The organism is Neorhizobium sp. DAR64862/K0K3, assembly GCF_050500185.1.
Lineage (GTDB): Bacteria > Pseudomonadota > Alphaproteobacteria > Rhizobiales > Rhizobiaceae > Neorhizobium > Neorhizobium soli.
Map to the genome: position 1 here is coordinate 1,456,014 of NZ_CP191449.1, position 15,308 is coordinate 1,471,321.

Annotated in this window: 20 protein-coding genes and 1 tRNA gene; 13 read left to right on the top strand and 8 right to left on the bottom strand. The window is 60.2% G+C overall.

The window, feature by feature from the left end:
- The first annotated feature begins 14 nt into the window (after positions 1 to 14).
- The gene (locus ACQY1L_RS07015) at positions 15 to 746 is read left to right on the top strand and encodes a DUF599 domain-containing protein (RefSeq protein WP_062457000.1); all 732 of its coding nucleotides are present in this window, start codon (positions 15 to 17) and stop codon (positions 744 to 746) included.
- Positions 743 to 1,732, top strand: coding sequence for a heparan-alpha-glucosaminide N-acetyltransferase (locus ACQY1L_RS07020; protein ID WP_430243527.1), 990 nt, complete (start codon positions 743 to 745; stop codon positions 1,730 to 1,732). Before ACQY1L_RS07015 ends, ACQY1L_RS07020 begins: the two co-directional genes overlap by 4 nt.
- A 4-nt stretch (positions 1,733 to 1,736) precedes the next feature.
- Here the strand turns inward: ACQY1L_RS07020 and ACQY1L_RS07025 are convergent, their stop codons facing one another.
- Together ACQY1L_RS07025 and mgtE are read right to left on the bottom strand one after the other, a co-directional pair.
- Positions 1,737 to 2,123, bottom strand: coding sequence for a MerR family transcriptional regulator (locus tag ACQY1L_RS07025; RefSeq protein WP_092662576.1), 387 nt, complete (start codon positions 2,121 to 2,123; stop codon positions 1,737 to 1,739).
- A gap of 77 nt (positions 2,124 to 2,200) precedes the next feature.
- Positions 2,201 to 3,619, bottom strand: a complete 1,419-nt coding sequence (gene mgtE, locus ACQY1L_RS07030; protein WP_430243529.1) for a magnesium transporter — start codon at positions 3,617 to 3,619, stop codon at positions 2,201 to 2,203.
- A 214-nt stretch (positions 3,620 to 3,833) separates the two neighbouring features.
- On the opposite strand from mgtE, the gene ACQY1L_RS07035 reads away from it, so the two are divergent.
- Both ACQY1L_RS07035 and ACQY1L_RS07040 read left to right on the top strand, forming a co-directional pair.
- Positions 3,834 to 4,325 (top strand): peptide deformylase, encoded by a 492-nt coding sequence (locus ACQY1L_RS07035; RefSeq protein WP_430243531.1) that lies wholly within the window; start codon positions 3,834 to 3,836, stop codon positions 4,323 to 4,325.
- A gap of 74 nt (positions 4,326 to 4,399) precedes the next feature.
- Positions 4,400 to 4,897: a BON domain-containing protein gene (locus ACQY1L_RS07040; protein ID WP_113167415.1), complete on the top strand. Its 498-nt coding sequence runs from the start codon at positions 4,400 to 4,402 to the stop codon at positions 4,895 to 4,897.
- Between the two features lie 56 nt (positions 4,898 to 4,953).
- On the opposite strand, the gene lipB is transcribed toward ACQY1L_RS07040, so the two are convergent.
- Entirely contained in the window at positions 4,954 to 5,691 is a 738-nt protein-coding gene (lipB, locus tag ACQY1L_RS07045; protein ID WP_430243533.1) for a lipoyl(octanoyl) transferase LipB, read from the bottom strand.
- A 176-nt stretch (positions 5,692 to 5,867) separates the two neighbouring features.
- Here lipB and ACQY1L_RS07050 point away from each other — a divergent pair.
- From ACQY1L_RS07050 to fghA, 9 genes are all read left to right on the top strand, one after another.
- A tRNA-Leu gene (locus ACQY1L_RS07050) sits at positions 5,868 to 5,952 on the top strand.
- Between the two features lie 145 nt (positions 5,953 to 6,097).
- Positions 6,098 to 6,334, top strand: coding sequence for a hypothetical protein (locus ACQY1L_RS07055; protein ID WP_062457020.1), 237 nt, complete (start codon positions 6,098 to 6,100; stop codon positions 6,332 to 6,334).
- A 141-nt stretch (positions 6,335 to 6,475) separates the two neighbouring features.
- Positions 6,476 to 7,396, top strand: a complete 921-nt coding sequence (locus ACQY1L_RS07060; protein WP_430243535.1) for a DMT family transporter — start codon at positions 6,476 to 6,478, stop codon at positions 7,394 to 7,396.
- A 41-nt stretch (positions 7,397 to 7,437) separates the two neighbouring features.
- Positions 7,438 to 8,067, top strand: coding sequence for a GNAT family N-acetyltransferase (locus tag ACQY1L_RS07065; RefSeq protein WP_430243537.1), 630 nt, complete (start codon positions 7,438 to 7,440; stop codon positions 8,065 to 8,067).
- A gap of 105 nt (positions 8,068 to 8,172) precedes the next feature.
- Positions 8,173 to 9,300 carry an S-(hydroxymethyl)glutathione dehydrogenase/class III alcohol dehydrogenase gene (locus ACQY1L_RS07070; protein WP_062580660.1) on the top strand — a complete coding sequence of 376 codons (1,128 nt, stop codon included), beginning with the start codon at positions 8,173 to 8,175 and terminating at the stop codon, positions 9,298 to 9,300.
- Positions 9,297 to 9,758 (top strand): GNAT family N-acetyltransferase, encoded by a 462-nt coding sequence (locus ACQY1L_RS07075; RefSeq protein ID WP_430243539.1) that lies wholly within the window; start codon positions 9,297 to 9,299, stop codon positions 9,756 to 9,758. The genes ACQY1L_RS07070 and ACQY1L_RS07075 overlap by 4 nt, the downstream gene beginning before the upstream one ends.
- Positions 9,755 to 10,201: a YaiI/YqxD family protein gene (locus ACQY1L_RS07080; protein ID WP_062457036.1), complete on the top strand. Its 447-nt coding sequence runs from the start codon at positions 9,755 to 9,757 to the stop codon at positions 10,199 to 10,201. Before ACQY1L_RS07075 ends, ACQY1L_RS07080 begins: the two co-directional genes overlap by 4 nt.
- 31 nt (positions 10,202 to 10,232) lie before the next feature.
- Positions 10,233 to 10,904 carry a DUF1345 domain-containing protein gene (locus tag ACQY1L_RS07085; protein WP_062580655.1) on the top strand — a complete coding sequence of 224 codons (672 nt, stop codon included), beginning with the start codon at positions 10,233 to 10,235 and terminating at the stop codon, positions 10,902 to 10,904.
- A 26-nt stretch (positions 10,905 to 10,930) separates the two neighbouring features.
- Positions 10,931 to 11,764, top strand: a complete 834-nt coding sequence (gene fghA, locus ACQY1L_RS07090) for an S-formylglutathione hydrolase (RefSeq protein WP_430243542.1) — start codon at positions 10,931 to 10,933, stop codon at positions 11,762 to 11,764.
- Between the two features lie 54 nt (positions 11,765 to 11,818).
- Here the strand turns inward: fghA and ACQY1L_RS07095 are convergent, their stop codons facing one another.
- The 5 genes from ACQY1L_RS07095 to ACQY1L_RS07115 all read right to left on the bottom strand — a co-directional run bounded on the left by ACQY1L_RS07095 (position 11,819) and on the right by ACQY1L_RS07115 (position 15,285).
- A complete protein-coding gene (locus ACQY1L_RS07095) occupies positions 11,819 to 12,202 on the bottom strand; it encodes a DoxX family protein (RefSeq protein WP_430243544.1) in 384 nt (127 codons plus the stop codon).
- 91 nt (positions 12,203 to 12,293) lie between these two features.
- On the bottom strand, positions 12,294 to 12,785 hold the full coding sequence (locus ACQY1L_RS07100) for a hypothetical protein (protein ID WP_430243546.1): 492 nt from the start codon (positions 12,783 to 12,785) through the stop codon (positions 12,294 to 12,296).
- Between the two features lie 56 nt (positions 12,786 to 12,841).
- Positions 12,842 to 13,633, bottom strand: a complete 792-nt coding sequence (locus ACQY1L_RS07105; protein ID WP_430243548.1) for an ATP12 family chaperone protein — start codon at positions 13,631 to 13,633, stop codon at positions 12,842 to 12,844.
- A 9-nt stretch (positions 13,634 to 13,642) separates the two neighbouring features.
- The gene (locus ACQY1L_RS07110) at positions 13,643 to 14,296 is read right to left on the bottom strand and encodes an HAD-IA family hydrolase (RefSeq protein ID WP_062457059.1); all 654 of its coding nucleotides are present in this window, start codon (positions 14,294 to 14,296) and stop codon (positions 13,643 to 13,645) included.
- Complete coding sequence (locus ACQY1L_RS07115) at positions 14,293 to 15,285, bottom strand: RluA family pseudouridine synthase (protein ID WP_062457061.1); 993 nt, start codon at positions 15,283 to 15,285, stop codon at positions 14,293 to 14,295. Before ACQY1L_RS07115 ends, ACQY1L_RS07110 begins: the two co-directional genes overlap by 4 nt.
- Between the last annotated feature and the right edge of the window lie 23 nt (positions 15,286 to 15,308).

The following is a 15,308-nucleotide window of genomic DNA, read 5'->3' on the forward strand; positions in this document are numbered from 1 at the left end:
TTGTGGCGAGACCCATGACGACTGCGGACTATATCGCGCTGGCACTGTTTCTCGCCCTCTGGGCCCTTTATTCCTGGCTCACAGCGGGGTCTGGCAGTCGCTTTTTCCCCCGCTTGAGCCTTAACCGGGCCATGGCGGAGCGGCGTCGGAACTGGATCTACAACTCGCTTCGGCGCGATCTCAAGATGATCGACACGCAAATCCTGGCCGGTCTGCAGAACGGGACGGCCTTTTTCGCCTCGACCTCGATCTTCGCGATTGGTGGCTGCTTTGCGCTGCTTGGCTCGACCGACAAGGTGGAGGACGTATTCAGCAATCTGCCCTTTGTCTATTACGGCGGGCGCACCGCGTTCGAGCTCAAGGTTGCCGGTCTAACGGTGCTGTTCGGCTATTCCTTCTTCAAATTCGGCTGGGCCTACCGTCTGTTCAACTACTGCACCATCCTGTTCGGCGCCTTGCCGATGATGCACGACACGAATGCTGATCGTGCCAAAGCTGAGATCGCCGCAGATCAAGTCATCCAGATGAACACGATCGCCGCCGGCCACTTCAATGCCGGCCTTCGGGCGCTGTTTCTTTCCATCGGCTACCTGGGCTGGTTCGCCGGGCCCTACATGTTCATGGCGATGACCGCGATCGTGGTCTTCGTTCTGACACGCCGCCAGTATTTCTCCGACGCCCGTCTCGCGCTGATGGACCCGGTGAGCGACACCAAAGACAAACAAGAGCGGGACATGCGAACGTGACATCATCAGAGATCCAACCCAATGCCCCCCGCGTGCCGCGCATTGTCTTGATCGATACGCTGCGCGGCGTGGCACTGATCGCCATGGCGACCTATCATTTCACCTGGGATCTCGAATTCTTCGGCTATCTCGATCCGGGAACAGCGACGCAGGGTTTCTTCAAGATCTATGCGCGACTGATCGCCAGTTCGTTTCTGTTTCTCGCCGGCGTCAGTCTGGTCCTTGCACATACGCCGCAGATCCGCTGGCAGTCCTTTGCGAAACGGCTCGGCATCGTTGTCGGCGCAGCCCTTGCCATCAGCGTCGCGACATTCGTCGCCTTCCCGGGCGAATGGATCTATTTCGGCATTCTGCATAACATCGCCCTGTCGAGCCTTATCGGCCTGGCGTTCCTGCGGCTTCCTCCGGCGCTCACGGCTGCGGTCGCCGCGATGATCGCGGTTCTGATGCTGGTCGATTACGTCGCTATGCCGGGAACTCTCGATTCGGCTCTGTTCGACACGCGCTGGCTCGCCTGGATGGGCTTCGCCGAGGCTCCGCCCCGTTCGAACGATTACGTGCCGTTGTTTCCCTGGGTTGCCGCTCTTCTTGCAGGCGTCGCCGCAACCAAGTTCCTGATGACACGAAACGTGCTGCCGCGCATTGCGAAGGTCCAGACAAGACAGAACCTACTCTCAAAGGCCGGTCAGCACAGCCTGCTGATCTATCTCGTGCATCAGCCGATCCTGATCGCTCTCGTCTATCTCTTCTCGCTGGTCCACCCCGCTCCGCCGCCGGATGTCCGCAAAGGTTACATCTTGAGCTGCGAGAGGGGCTGCGTAGAGAGTGCCGACGCCAACATCTGCCGCGCGTTCTGCACCTGCACGGCCGATCGGCTGATTGCCCAGAACCTCATGACGCCCATGCAGTCAGGCGTGATCACGCCACAGGACGACCGGATCCAGATGCTCGCACAGGAATGCGCCATCGCTTCGCCGCCTCCCTGAGAGTTCAGGTGCCGACGCCGATTTCGGCGAGACGGGTCAGGCAGGCCTCCTCGACATTGTCGAGTTCGAGCAGCGTTTCCTCGATGTCCTTGCGCTTCTGGCGCAGGTCATCGCGTTTCTCGTCGACCTTCTTCATCAGAAGCTTGAGCTGGCCCATTTCGCCCGGAGGCTCCTTGTAGATCTGGACGATCTCGCGGATCTCCGCGATGGAAAAGCCGATGCGACGTCCACGAAGAATTTCCATGATCAGACGGCGGTCTGCAGCCCTGAAAAGACGCGTACGTCCGCGGCGCTCCGGATGGATCAGGCCCTCATCTTCATAGAAGCGCAAGGTGCGCGTGGAAACGCCGAACTCGCGGGTCAACTCGGTGATGCTGTAATATTTGTTCACGGCCACATCCTGACATTTCTGCCTCAAATAATTGACTTTTACGTAACAGTCAATTTTTCGGATGTTTGCTGCTCTCCTTACCCGATCGCAAACCACCAAGTGGCGAGGCCCAGAAACGAGAAGAACCCGGTCGTGTCGGTGATCGCAGTCACAAAGACCGCGGAGGAAACGGCGGGATCCGCCCCTGCCCGGTTGAGGAGAATCGGCACCATCAGGCCGGCGGTCGCGGCCGCGACCATGTTGATGAGCATGGCAGTGGCAATCAGTCCGCCGATGTTCGGATCCTGAAACCAGAAGCCCGCCACCAGCCCGACCAACGTGCCGATCAGACACCCATTGATCAGGCCGACGCAGATTTCACGCCGTGCGACGCGCCAGGCATTGTGGATATCGAGATCGCGGGTCGCGATGGCGCGCACCGTGACCGTCATCGTCTGCGACCCCGCATTGCCGCCCATGCCGGCGACGATCGGCATCAGGATCGCCAGTGCGACCACTTCTTCGATCGTGGCCTCGAACAGCGAGATCACCGACGCCGCCAGGAAAGCGGTCAGGAGGTTGACGAGCAGCCACGGCACGCGCGAGCGCGAGATATCGACCACTGTGTCGGACAGTTCCTCATCACCGACGCCGCCGAGGCGCATGATGTCTTCTTCGGCCTCTTCCTGCATCACGTCGACGATGTCGTCGATCGTCAGCACCCCGACCAGCCTGCCGTTTTCATCGACGACGGCGGCCGAGAGAAGGTCGTATTGCTCGAAGAGCTGTGCTGCCTCTTCCTGGTCCATGTCGGCGGGGATCGGATAGTTCGTCTCCCGCATGATCGTCTCGATCTTCACCTGCCGGTTGGTGCGCAGGATGCGGTCGAGATAGATGACGCCGAGCAGCTTGAAGGTCGGGTCGATGACGAAGACCTGCGTAAAGCTTTCCGGCAGGCCTTCATCTTCGCGCATGTAATCGATCGTCTGGCCCACCGTCCAGAACGGCGGCACGGCCACGAATTCGGTCTGCATGCGGCGTCCGGCCGAGCTTTCAGGATAGTCGAGTGCCCGCCTTAGGCGAACCCGTTCCGTAAACGGCAGCTGCGCGAGGATCTCTTCGCGATCCTCCTTGTCGAGATCTTCGAGAATGTAGACTGCGTCGTCGGAATCGAGACCGCCAATACCCGCAGCGATCTGCGCGTTGGACATATGCTCGACGATCTCCATACGGATCGCCTCGTCCACCTCGGTCAGAGCCGTCAGGTCGAAGTCGGTGCCCAGCAGCCGAACCATCGCCCGGCGCTGGTCGGGCATGATCGATTCGAGAAGGTCGCCGAGTTCGGATTCGTGCAGGCGCGCTACATGCTGGCGCAGATAGAGAACATCCCGATCGGCGATTGCTGCCCCGACCCTCGCGAGGAAATCGGGACGAACCGCGCCTTCTTCGGTATAGATGTCGTGGGCCGGTTCGTTGGCCTTGCTGCGACCGCGGGTCTCTTCGCCGATATCGCTCATTGCCGCCCTCGCTATCCGCATCTCGCAGGTTGAAGATAACGGCAGAAACTGATTTTCAACAACCAGATAACCGTCTTAGATCGAACGCGTTTGCCGCTTCATTCCAGCTAGAGCAAATGGTCGGGATGGTCCAGTGCGCAATGGTCAAACATCTGTGGCGAAACGGTTTTCGCCATGCCAATTTGAACGCTTGAGAGACGAGGAAGGATAACGAATGGCACCACTGACGATATTGCGATATCCTGATCCCGGCCTGTCAAAGCCGTGTCAGCCGATTACCGTGTTCGACGCGGCACTCGAGACGTTCGCGCAGGATCTGCTCGCCACCATGCGGGCTGCACCGGGCGTCGGAATCACCGCCGCGCATGTCGGGGCTCACATCCGGCTTGTCGTGCTCGAACTGTCGGCAGGAGACGGTCCGCGCTTTTATGCCAACCCGGAAATCCTTTCGTTCGGTGAACAGCCCATGCGCTACACCGAGGGAAGCGTATCCATGCCAGGTGCGACCGAAGAGGTCGAGCGTCCCGCCATGATCCGGTTCCGCTATCAGCGCCTGGACGGGACGCACGCAGAAGAGGACGCCACGGGCTTTTACTCCGTCTGCATGCAACATGAGATCGACCAGCTGGACGGCGTCTTCTGGCTGAAGCGTCTATCGAGGTTGAAACGCGACCGGTTGGTCCGCAAGTGGGAAAAAGGTCGGTAGAGGAACCAAGGCTGTTCCTGACGGTTATCGAGGCAACCCTCTACCGACTGACGAACCTTACGGAAGGAACCACAATGCCCGCCCCCCGCAAGCCCGACGATATTTCCCGCGAAGAAGATTTCCGCGATTACGACGACCGCAACATCGACGAAGGCTGGCCTTATGACGATGCAGCCGGTGCCGGTGCGCGTCCGGTCGGCAACGCGGCCTATGGCGAGCCTGCTGCGAACTTCGAAAGCGATCGTAACGAAGGCTACCAGGTCGAAGGCATCGAGGCCGACGGGCAGCAGGAACGGCTTGTCGACAGCGATACGCCCGCAACGATCGGGGTCGAAGAATCAGACGATCTTGAGGAGCGCATCACGGACGCAATCGAATCGCTCGATATCGCCATGATGGATGCCATCGACGTGCATGTCGATGACGGAGAGGTCACGCTCGAAGGCCTGGTCGACGAGGCATCTGCCGTGCGCATCATCGCTGCCAAGGTAAAGAGCATTGCCGGCGTGAAATCCGTCGTCAACAACTTGCGCGCTGGCGGCGTCGATGGACGTATGCCCGACGAGGACTAAGACTCGCAAGCCGGTCGTTATGACCGTCGCCTCCAACGATCAGACGATTGCACAGGTCACCGTGAGGTGACCTGTTCTCGTTCGTTCACAGTCGGGCCGAAGATCTGCTCGAACGCCTCACGAAGCCGGATATCGACATCCGTCATCATGACCGGCAGGCCGAGATCCATCAGGCTGGTCACACCATATCCAGTTATACCGCAAGGCACGATGCCGGAGAAATGCGACAGGTCGGGCTCGACGTTGAGCGACAGACCGTGAAAGCTCACCCAGCGGCGCAGGCGAATACCCAGTGCGGCGATTTTGTCCTCAGTGACAGACCCATCAAACATGGTGGGCTTGTCCGGCCGCTTCACCCATACGCCAACACGATCCTCGCGCCGCTCGCCGCGAACGTTCATCATGTCGAGCGTCTGAATGACCAGCTCCTCGAGGCCCGCCACATAGGCTCGAACGTCCTGACGCCGGCGCTTCAGGTCCAGCATAACATAGGCAACGCGCTGGCCCGGGCCATGATAGGTGTATTCTCCGCCGCGACCCGTCGCAAAGACGGGAAACCGATCCGGCTCGATGAGGTCGGCGGTCTGGGCGCTGGTACCCGCTGTATAAAGCGGCGGATGCTCCAGCAGCCAGACGAGTTCGTCGGCATGGCCGTCGGCAATGGCTGCCACCTCCGCCTCCATCGTGGCGATCGCCACGTCGTAAGGCACGAGTTCGTCCGAAACCCGCCATCTTACGGGCGGACAGTCGGCTTGCGGCAGCATGGAGAGATTGAGATCGGTGCGTGTCAGCATGGCCAGTCTTCTGTCAAAAGCGAACAAGGGCGGCAAGAGCCTTGTTTTCCGGGACTTTATATAAGGTTATCCCCAACCCGTTTAAATCCTTCAAAAATCTGTCACGACGCACTTGTGCACCCCAAATCCTTTTGCTACATGCTCGCTCGCCGGAGCAATTCGGCTCTACCACGGATGCGGTCGTGGCGGAATTGGTAGACGCGCAGCGTTGAGGTCGCTGTGGGGCAACCCGTGGAAGTTCGAGTCTTCTCGACCGCACCAAAAGAACCCGGCTTCGGCCGGGTTTTTTCGTTTCTGGCGTCAAGCGACGTTTCAAGCCTCGTCATGTCACCTAATTCACATCTTCACAAACGAATTGACTTCTTGCTCCTTCTGGAACATAAACAGAACAACATAGGAGCGTAACATGGCAACCGCAGAAAAATTCATCGTTCTCCAATTCAAGAAGAACCGCGGCCACATCGTCCCCGGTGAAATGCGCCAAGCCTCGAACGCGGCCTCCGCCGAGAAGATCGCGACGGCCATGTCGGTGCGCGTCATCGGTGTCGCAGCCTATTCTGTGATGGTGGACGAAGAGACGGGCGATATGACCTCCCCGCGCCTTCTCATCGAGCACGGCGAGACCACGGAACTCGCGGCCTAACATACCGCGACCTCGACTTCCGAGCATCGGATATGTTTTCCGGTGCTTGCAGCGTCAAGCGTTGCTGATGTGCCCGCACCTGCGGCTTGCCGACAAGGTCAGCCTGTGTTTGAACTCAGGTTCAATTGAAAGCGCAGGCCAATGCCCCCAAAGACTTCCGAAAACCCGCTCAAGGGCATGGCGATCATGGCCTCGTGTATGGCCATTCTGCCTATCATGGATGCCATCGCCAAATACATGGCGAATTTCGAGCACATGTCGCCCGGACAGGTCACCTTCTATCGGTTCCTGTTCCAGTTCCTGAGCCTGCTGCCGCTGGCACTGCTTACCGCCCGGTCGCTCATCCATGCGAACCGCCCGTGGATGAACCTGTTGCGCGGCACGTTGCATGCGTCGGCAAGCCTGATGTTTTTTGCCGCCGTCAAATATATGCCGCTTGCCGATGTGTTCGCGATCTACTTCGTTGAACCCTTCATGCTGACGATGATGTCGGCCATTTTTCTCGGAGAGAGGGTCGGCTGGCGGCGCTGGCTTGCCATCGTCGTCGGATTCGGTGGTGCGATGATCGTGATCCAGCCGAGCTATTCGATATTCGGCGGGACGGCGCTTCTGCCGGTCGCCTGCGCCTTTCTCTTCACGCTCTATCTGTTTCTCAATCGCGCCATTGGTGAGAGTGATTCGCCGCTGGTGATGCAAACCATCGCCGGCCTCGGCGGCACCGTCTTCATGGGCCTCGCGATGACGGCCGGAAGCGGTTTCGGCGTGACCGACTTCGAGCCGTCCCTGCCCGCCTCCGCGCTCGGGTTGCTGCTGCTGGTCGTATTGGGGTCGATCTCGGGATACATGCACCTCCTCGTCGTCAAGGCGTTCAGGATGGCACCCCTGTCGCTGCTCGCACCCTTTCAGTATTTCGAGATCATTTCGGCGACCGTCCTTGGCTATGCGCTGTTTGGTGACTTTCCGACGGCATCGAAATGGTTTGGCATCCTCATCATCGTGGCCTCGGGCCTGTTCATCATCTGGCGCGAACATGCGCAGTCGAAACAGCTGGTGCCTGCGTGACCTTCGTTGACAACAACCATCAAACATCGTGAAAAGACCTCATGAGCCAAGACCCGATGTCCCCTGACAATCCCATGCTTCTGAGCGGATATTCCAATGTTCCGCCGGGAATGATCGCGACCGTGGTAACCTGTCTGGAGATGCAGGAACGACCGGAACCGGGTTCGATGCCGCCTGTAGGATCGCTCACCGTCGAGCACTGGCCGTCGCCGTCGATCGAGGATTATCGCGCGCTCTACAGGTCGGTCGGCGAACACTGGATGTGGACCTCGCGCCTCGTAATGGACGACAGCGAGCTTTCCGCTATCCTTCAAGACCCATTGGTCGAAGTTCATGCCCTGATAGATGGCGATCGCGCGGTTGGGCTTCTGGAACTCGATTTTCGCAAGCAGGGTGAATGCGAGATTGGCTATTTCGGTCTCGCCGCCGGTACGATCGGCAAGGGTGCCGGCCGGTTCTTGATGAACGCTGCAATCGAGAAGGCGTGGTCTCGACCGATCTCGCGCCTATGGGTTCACACCTGCCATCTCGATTCGGCGCAGGCGCTGCCATTCTACCAGCGCTCCGGCTTCAAACCTTTCAAGATGATGGTCGAAGTCGTCGATGATGTTCGGCTGACGGGGTTGGTGCCGCGCAGCGCTTCTCCGCAGGCCCCGATCATCGAGCCCTGACCGATCACCCGATTGCGACTATTCATACCGTCTTCCGGCTTGAGCCCGGACCACTTGCCGTGCAAAAGTCCCGGCAGAATTTTATAGATAAAATGGAGTGACACCATGGATGTCCGCGCCGCCGTTGCCGTTCAGGCTGGCAAACCGCTCGAAGTGATGACCGTACAGCTGGAAGGCCCTCGCGCCGGCGAAGTGCTGATCGAGATCAAGGCGACCGGCATCTGCCACACCGACGATTTCACCCTGTCGGGCGCCGATCCGGAAGGCCTCTTCCCTGCCATTCTCGGCCATGAGGGCGCCGGCATCGTCGTTGATGTCGGACCGGGTGTCACCTCGGTCAAGAAGGGCGACCACGTCATTCCGCTCTACACGCCGGAATGCCGCGAGTGCTATTCCTGCACGTCGCGCAAGACGAACCTTTGCACCTCGATCCGCACCACGCAGGGCCAGGGCGTAATGCCTGACGGCACCAGCCGGTTTTCGATCGGCAAGGACAAGATCCACCACTATATGGGTTGTTCGACATTCTCGAACTTCACTGTTCTGCCCGAGATTGCCGTCGCCAAGGTCAATCCCGACGCGCCGTTCGACAAGATCTGCTACATCGGCTGCGGCGTCACGACGGGCATCGGCGCCGTCATCAATACGGCCAAGGTTGAAATCGGTTCGACCGCGATCGTCTTCGGTCTAGGCGGCATCGGCCTTAACGTCCTTCAGGGCCTGAGGCTTGCCGGTGCCGACATGATCATCGGCGTCGACATCAATCCCGACCGCAAGGAATGGGGCGAGAAGTTCGGCATGACACATTTCGTCAACCCGAAAGAGGTCGGCGAAGACATCGTGCCCTATCTCGTCAACATGACCAAGCGCAACGGCGATCTGATCGGCGGCGCCGACTACACGTTCGATTGCACCGGCAATACCAAGGTCATGCGCCAGGCGCTCGAATCGTCACACCGCGGCTGGGGCAAGTCGGTCATCATCGGCGTTGCCGGCGCCGGTCAGGAGATCTCGACCCGTCCGTTCCAGCTGGTCACCGGCCGCAACTGGATGGGCACGGCCTTCGGCGGCGCCCGTGGACGCACCGACGTGCCGAAGATCGTCGACTGGTACATGGAAGGCAAGATCCAGATCGATCCGATGATCACCCACACAATGCCGCTCGAAGACATCAACAAGGGTTTCGAGCTGATGCATTCGGGCGAAAGCATCCGTGGCGTGGTGGTCTATTGACCACCGGGCCGTCCTACACGACCGACGTGCGGAGACTCGAAGATTTCTCCGCACTCGACCTTTATGCCATGATGAAAATGCGCGTGGACGTGTTCGTCGTCGAGCAGACCTGCCCCTATCCGGAACTCGACGGCAACGATGCGGCCTGTCTGCATCTGCGTCTTCTCGATGGCAGCGATCTGCTGGCCTGCGCCCGCATCTGGCGGCCGGAGCCTTCGGACAATCCGCGCATCGGCCGCGTTGCCGTCTCGCCGGATCATCGGGGCAAGCGGCTCGGCGAAGCGCTGATGCGCGAAGCGATCACCGTCTGCGAACAGGCCTATCCCGGAGAAACGATCGAGATTTCCGCGCAGGCGCATCTTCAGAAATTCTACGCCTCGTTCGGCTTCTCGCCGATATCAGAGGAATATCTGGAGGACGGTATTCCGCATGTGGACATGCTGAGGGCAAAGCCTTGATCTATGTCGATGCTGATGCCTGCCCCGTGAAGGCGGAAATCCTTAAAGTCGCTGAGCGTCACGCGTTTGAGGTGACGTTTGTTGCCAATTCCGGCTTGCGTCCGTCCCGCGATCCGATGGTGAAGAACGTCATCGTCTCGGCCGGTTTCGACGCCGCCGACGACTGGATTGCCGAGCGCGCCGGCCCTGCCGACATCGTCATTACGGCCGACGTGCCGCTTGCCGTGCGTTGTGTGGCCGCCGGTGCCTTTGTCACGGGACCGACCGGGCGCGTGTTCGACGAGACCAATATCGGCATGGCGAGCGCCATGCGCGATCTTGGCCAGCATCTGCGCGAGACGGGCGAAAGCAAGGGCTATAACGCAGCCTTCTCGCCACGCGACCGATCCAAATTCCTGGAGACGCTGGACAGGCTCTGCCGGCGCGCCAAATCAAACGGCTAGACCGCGCTATCAAGGCGGTACGGGAGGGCGGATGTCGACACAACAGGGCAAGGCATCGCTGTGGCACTGGCGCCGCCGCCGGCATGGGCCCTTCTTCGCATCGGCGATCGTCGCAGTCGTCGCGTTGCCTGTGCTGATCTGGCAGCTGCCGGAGCTTGCCGCAGCGCTGACGGCGATCGTCTTTTTCGTCGTCTATCTCGGATTGATGGCATTCCGAATCCCGCATCTGGACGCCGACCGCTTCGAGAAAAGCGGCCAGAACACCGACGAACCGGCACCGCTTATCCTGGCCGTCACGCTTGCAGCGGCGGCGATTTCGTTGGTGACGCTGTTTGAAGCGATGAACGACAAGCAGACGTCAGGTGCGTTGGATGTGATGGTCGGCTTCGCCGCCGTCATTCTCGGCTGGTTTTCGCTGCACATGATGTTTGCCCTACACTACGCCCACCTCTACTGGCGCCCCGGCGACGACAAGGTCGAGGGCCCGGTTGGCGGCCTCGACTTTCCCGGAACCGATCGTCCGGGCGGCTGGGAGTTTCTCTATTTCGGCTATATCATCGGCATGACCGCCCAGACGTCCGATGTCGCGATCACGGCGACCGACATGCGCAGGATCAATCTCCTCCACTCGGTCGTGTCTTTCTTTTTCAACACGGTGCTGGTAGCCGCTGCGGTCAATGCCGTCGTTTCGCTGGCCGGCTGAAGTCCCAACATCGAGGAACATGACCGATGAAGATCATCTCACAGAACACCGCATTTGGCGGCATGCAGGGCGTCTATTCGCATCCGTCGGATGCCTGCAAATGCGATATGACCTTTGCCGTGTTCGTGCCGCCGCAGGCGGTGTCGCAGCCGTGCCCGGTTCTCTGGTATCTGTCGGGTCTCACCTGCACCCATCAGAACGTGATGGACAAGGGCGAGTATCGCCGGCTGGCTGCAGAGCTCGGTCTCGTCATCGTCTGCCCCGACACAAGCCCGCGCGGAGACGACGTCGCGGATGAGGCGACCAACTGGCAGATGGGCAAGGGTGCCGGATTTTATCTCGATGCCACTCAGCAGCCCTGGGCCGAGAACTACCAGATGTACACCTACATCACGCAGGAACTGCCCGCCCTCATCGGCGAGCAATTCCGCGTCGACATGAGCCGGCAGGGGATTTTCGGCCACTCCATGGGGGGTCACGGCGCCATGACGATTGCACTCAAAACCCCCGACCGGTTCAAGAGCTGCTCGGCCTTTGCGCCCATCGTCGAACCGACGACCGCCGACTGGTCTGCACCGGCGCTCGAAAAATATCTCGGTTCCGATCAGTCAACGTGGCGGCCATACGACGCCTGCGCGCTGGTGAAGGACGGGGCGCATTTTCCGGAATTCCTGATCGATCAGGGCAAGGCCGATAACTTCCTCGACAGCGGCCTACGGCCATGGCTGTTCGAACAGGCGATCGAGGGCAAGGATATTGCCCTGACGCTCAGACTGCATGAGCGCTACGACCATTCGTACTTCTTCATCTCGACATTCATGGACGACCATCTGCGCTGGCACGCCGAGCGTCTGGCCTAATGTCCCGTCCGAGGATCAGCACGCCCGCGCGCAATCGCTCGCGGGCGTAGAGTTTCAGTTCTTGTCGACGGCCCAGGCGCCCGGGCCCGAGAAGACGAGATACAGGAAAATGAAGCAGAACAGGATGGCGCCCTCGCCGCCGTTCAGCGCCGGCCAGAAGCCCTTGCTGGCATGGGCCATGAAATAGGCAACAGCCATCTGGCCGGACAGGAGAAACGCGACCGGGCGGGTCATGAAGCCGACAACCAGCAGCGCGCCGCCGACCACTTCAAGCAGCGCTGCAATCAACAGAAGCGGCGGCAAAGCACCGTCGCCCATCGGTGCCGGAAAACCGAACAGCTTCATTGTGCCGTGCTCGATGAAGAGCAGGGCTGCAATGATTCTCAGCACGGCCAGCGCCTGCGGACGGTATTGTCCCAAACGATTGAAAAACTGCATGTGATAACCTCTCGTAGCAATGTCGCGACTGCGCGACAGCGAGCGAGTTAAGCTCGACTTGCTTCAGGAAATCAATTGCATTTCAATGGAGTCAGGGTTCGAAAAGCGCCGATGTGATCGTTGTGGAATGTCCGCTGCGCAAGCGGAACTCGCTTGCCACGCGATCGGCGATCTTTCTGGCAAGAGCTGCATCTGCATCCTTGTTGCCGAAGAGGAAGACCGACGTTTCGAAGGAGCCGGTTGCGACCGGTTCGCCTGTCGAGACGGAGACGGCCTGAACCGTGACCCTTGCCTCCAGCCGCCGGCCGAAGACGACGGGAACGGGTGCTGCCTGGTCGATGCGGACGGAGATGATGGTTCGCGGCAGCATGCTCGGCCGCATGGTCGAGCGGACAGCCTCATCGATCAGCATGTCGGTAGCAATAACGAGGCCCTGAGGTACGTCCGGCCTTGCGGTGACGAAAGCTCCTCTGACGTCGTAGAGAAGCTTGTCCCGAACACCATCTTCCAACGGCATGCGAAACGCCATCAGCGACGGCGTCAGGGTCAAGATCAGGGCGAGGCGCAGGACACCGGAACGCATGGGGGAACTCGATACAAGGACTGTACCGATCTTCCCCCAACAGGGTTAGAGAAGGATTAAATCCGCCCTGTGGTTGCGTCGAAAACCGCAGCAGCAGCCTGCATCTCTTCGAACCGCTTTGCCCGGCGGTGTTCCGCCTCGGCATCGGATCCCCAATGTTCGATTGCCCAATCTTCCTCCAGATGCGCGATCCGCCATGTGTCATCGACGGAGAGTTCACCTTCGGCAAAAGCAATTGCCAGAATTGCGGAGCCCGTCAGCGATGTCACCGTGTGGAGAGACGCAAGCTCGATCGGGGACGCATATTTGCGCAACACCCCGGAAAGGGCGGCGATCGCTTCCTTAGGCTGCTCCTTGGGCATGACGCCCTCGATCACCTCGAAGCGGGCGCCGATCGCGTTTGCGGCCCAGTCCAGGACAGGATCCCATTGCTCGGCCTGACGAAGCGCGAGGTTTGCGGGCGTTTCTGCGCGGTAGCACAGCATGTCGCTGGACGAGAAGCGAAGGATGTCCTCGAACACGGCCTGCGGGTCGGCGGCAATGCCGTCGATTGCGGTGTTCACCAGCCGTGTCACCGGCATCGTGCGCGGATCGATCACGTCGACCTGCGATGCCCATTCGTCGCGGACGAGTTCGGCCACCCGTGTGGTCGGCATTCTCAAGGCGTTCTTGGCGGGTGTCTTCACCGGCCGACCGTCGAGAAGGATGGCGTAGTCGCCCTCGCCTTCCTCAACCGAAACTTCCTTGTAGAAGCGCTTCGGCAGCGGCTTGTGCATCTGGATCTGTGCGCGCCGGGTCGGGTCTTCGTGGCTCAAACCGGCGTTCGGGTCGGATAGTATGTCGCGCATGGAAAACCCTCAGCCGATCAACGGCAGCAATTCGCTTGGATGATGGACGATGTGGTCGGCTCCGGCCTTCTGAAGCTCGCCAACCGAGGCGTATCCCCAGGAAACACCGATTGCCGTTGCACCGGCCGCCTTTGCCATCTGCATGTCGTAGATCGCATCGCCAATGACAAGAGTGTCTTCGGGCGACACGCCCGTCGCGTCGCAGCATTCGGTGACCATCGCCGGATGGGGTTTGGACGGGCAATCATCTGCCGTGCGGCTGACGACGAAATGGTCTGCATAGCCGTGCGTGTTCATGATCATGTCGAGGCCGCGACGGGATTTGCCGGTGACAGCGCCGATCAACAGGTCGTCTCGCGGTCCGATCGTCTCGATCAGGTCCTTTATGCCATCGAACAAAGGCTCGCGGAAATCGAGATCCTGGCGCACCACGGAAAAGAGCGACTTGTAGTAGGCCATCATCTCGACGGCTTCTTCATCGGCATGCGGCTTGCCGTCGATGCGGGCGATCGCGATGTCGAGCGTCAGTCCGATGATCGACTTCGTCTGCGCCAATGTGGGTTCCGCCTTGCCGAAGTGGCGGAAGGTGCGCAGCATCGTCTCGTGGATCAGTTCGGCGCTGTCGACCAGCGTGCCGTCGCAGTCGAACAGGACAAGCTTCATTCCTGGTCCTCCCGCCGACCGTTCTCCATGTCGAAGCCCAGAAGGTTCCAGGACTGCACCATGTGCGGCGGCAGCGGAGCCGTGACCCGCAGACGACCGCCATCCGGATGCGGGATGTCGATGTGGCGCGCGTGCAGATGCAGCTTTTTCTGGATGCCGCCCGGGAACGGCCAGTTGTGGTCGTCGTCGAAATATTTCGGATCGCCAATGATCTGGTGACCGAGATGCAGCGCATGGACACGCAGCTGGTGCGTACGGCCGGTATAGGGCTCCATCTCTAGCCACGCCATCGTCTGCGCGGCGGTTTCCAGAACGCGGTAGTAGGAGACCGCGTGATCGGCGCCCTCCTCACCATGCCTGGCGATCCGCATGCGGTCGCCGTCGGGCGTCTGTTCCTTGACCAGCCAGTTGGAAATCTTGTCCTCGCGCTTGCGCGGCACGCCCTTGACCAGGGCCCAGTAGGTTTTTTTGGTATCGCGCTCGCGGAATGCCGCGGTCAGCTTCTGTGCAGCACCGCGGGTTCGGGCAACAACCAGGACGCCTGATGTGTCGCGGTCGATCCGGTGGACGAGACGCGGTTTTTCGCCTCTCTTGTTGGTGAAGGCATCCATCATCTGGTCGATATGGCGGGTCACGCCGGATCCGCCCTGCACAGCCAGACCCGCCGGCTTATTGAGAACGAAGACCTTGTCGTCTTCATGCAGCATCATCCGCTGCAAAAGCTCGTAGTCGCCGGCGTGCTTCAGATCCTTGCCCGCGATCGGCCCGCTGTTCTTCGCGTCGGTATCCATCGGGGGAATGCGGACCATCTGGCCGGGCTCAACGCGCGTGTCGCTTTTCACACGGCCACCGTCGATGCGCACCTGTCCGGAGCGCAGTAGTTTCTGTAGAGGGCCGAAGCCGAGACCCGGGAAATGGATCTTGAACCAACGGTCGAGGCGCATGCCTGCCTCGTCCGCCTCGACGCGGATATGCTCGATGCCTGCCATCAAAGCTCTTTCATCTTATCTGT

Excerpts from the sequence above, each read along its gene's own strand:
- mgtE (WP_430243529.1), bottom strand. The coding sequence starts at position 3,619 with ATGAGCGATATCGGCGAAGAGACCCGCGGTCGCAGCAAGGCCAACGAA.
- ACQY1L_RS07035 (WP_430243531.1), top strand. The coding sequence starts at position 3,834 with ATGGCACCACTGACGATATTGCGATATCCTGATCCCGGCCTGTCAAAG.
- ACQY1L_RS07095 (WP_430243544.1), bottom strand. The coding sequence starts at position 12,202 with ATGCAGTTTTTCAATCGTTTGGGACAATACCGTCCGCAGGCGCTGGCC.
- ACQY1L_RS07015 (WP_062457000.1), top strand. The coding sequence starts at position 15 with ATGACGACTGCGGACTATATCGCGCTGGCACTGTTTCTCGCCCTCTGG.
- lipB (WP_430243533.1), bottom strand. The coding sequence starts at position 5,691 with ATGCTGACACGCACCGATCTCAATCTCTCCATGCTGCCGCAAGCCGAC.
- ACQY1L_RS07105 (WP_430243548.1), bottom strand. The coding sequence starts at position 13,633 with ATGCGCGACATACTATCCGACCCGAACGCCGGTTTGAGCCACGAAGAC.
- ACQY1L_RS07065 (WP_430243537.1), top strand. The coding sequence starts at position 7,438 with ATGAGCCAAGACCCGATGTCCCCTGACAATCCCATGCTTCTGAGCGGA.
- fghA (WP_430243542.1), top strand. The coding sequence starts at position 10,931 with ATGAAGATCATCTCACAGAACACCGCATTTGGCGGCATGCAGGGCGTC.
- ACQY1L_RS07040 (WP_113167415.1), top strand. The coding sequence starts at position 4,400 with ATGCCCGCCCCCCGCAAGCCCGACGATATTTCCCGCGAAGAAGATTTC.
- ACQY1L_RS07115 (WP_062457061.1), bottom strand. The coding sequence starts at position 15,285 with ATGGCAGGCATCGAGCATATCCGCGTCGAGGCGGACGAGGCAGGCATG.
- ACQY1L_RS07110 (WP_062457059.1), bottom strand. The coding sequence starts at position 14,296 with ATGAAGCTTGTCCTGTTCGACTGCGACGGCACGCTGGTCGACAGCGCC.
- ACQY1L_RS07070 (WP_062580660.1), top strand. The coding sequence starts at position 8,173 with ATGGATGTCCGCGCCGCCGTTGCCGTTCAGGCTGGCAAACCGCTCGAA.
- ACQY1L_RS07060 (WP_430243535.1), top strand. The coding sequence starts at position 6,476 with ATGCCCCCAAAGACTTCCGAAAACCCGCTCAAGGGCATGGCGATCATG.
- ACQY1L_RS07100 (WP_430243546.1), bottom strand. The coding sequence starts at position 12,785 with ATGCGTTCCGGTGTCCTGCGCCTCGCCCTGATCTTGACCCTGACGCCG.
- ACQY1L_RS07055 (WP_062457020.1), top strand. The coding sequence starts at position 6,098 with ATGGCAACCGCAGAAAAATTCATCGTTCTCCAATTCAAGAAGAACCGC.
- ACQY1L_RS07085 (WP_062580655.1), top strand. The coding sequence starts at position 10,233 with ATGTCGACACAACAGGGCAAGGCATCGCTGTGGCACTGGCGCCGCCGC.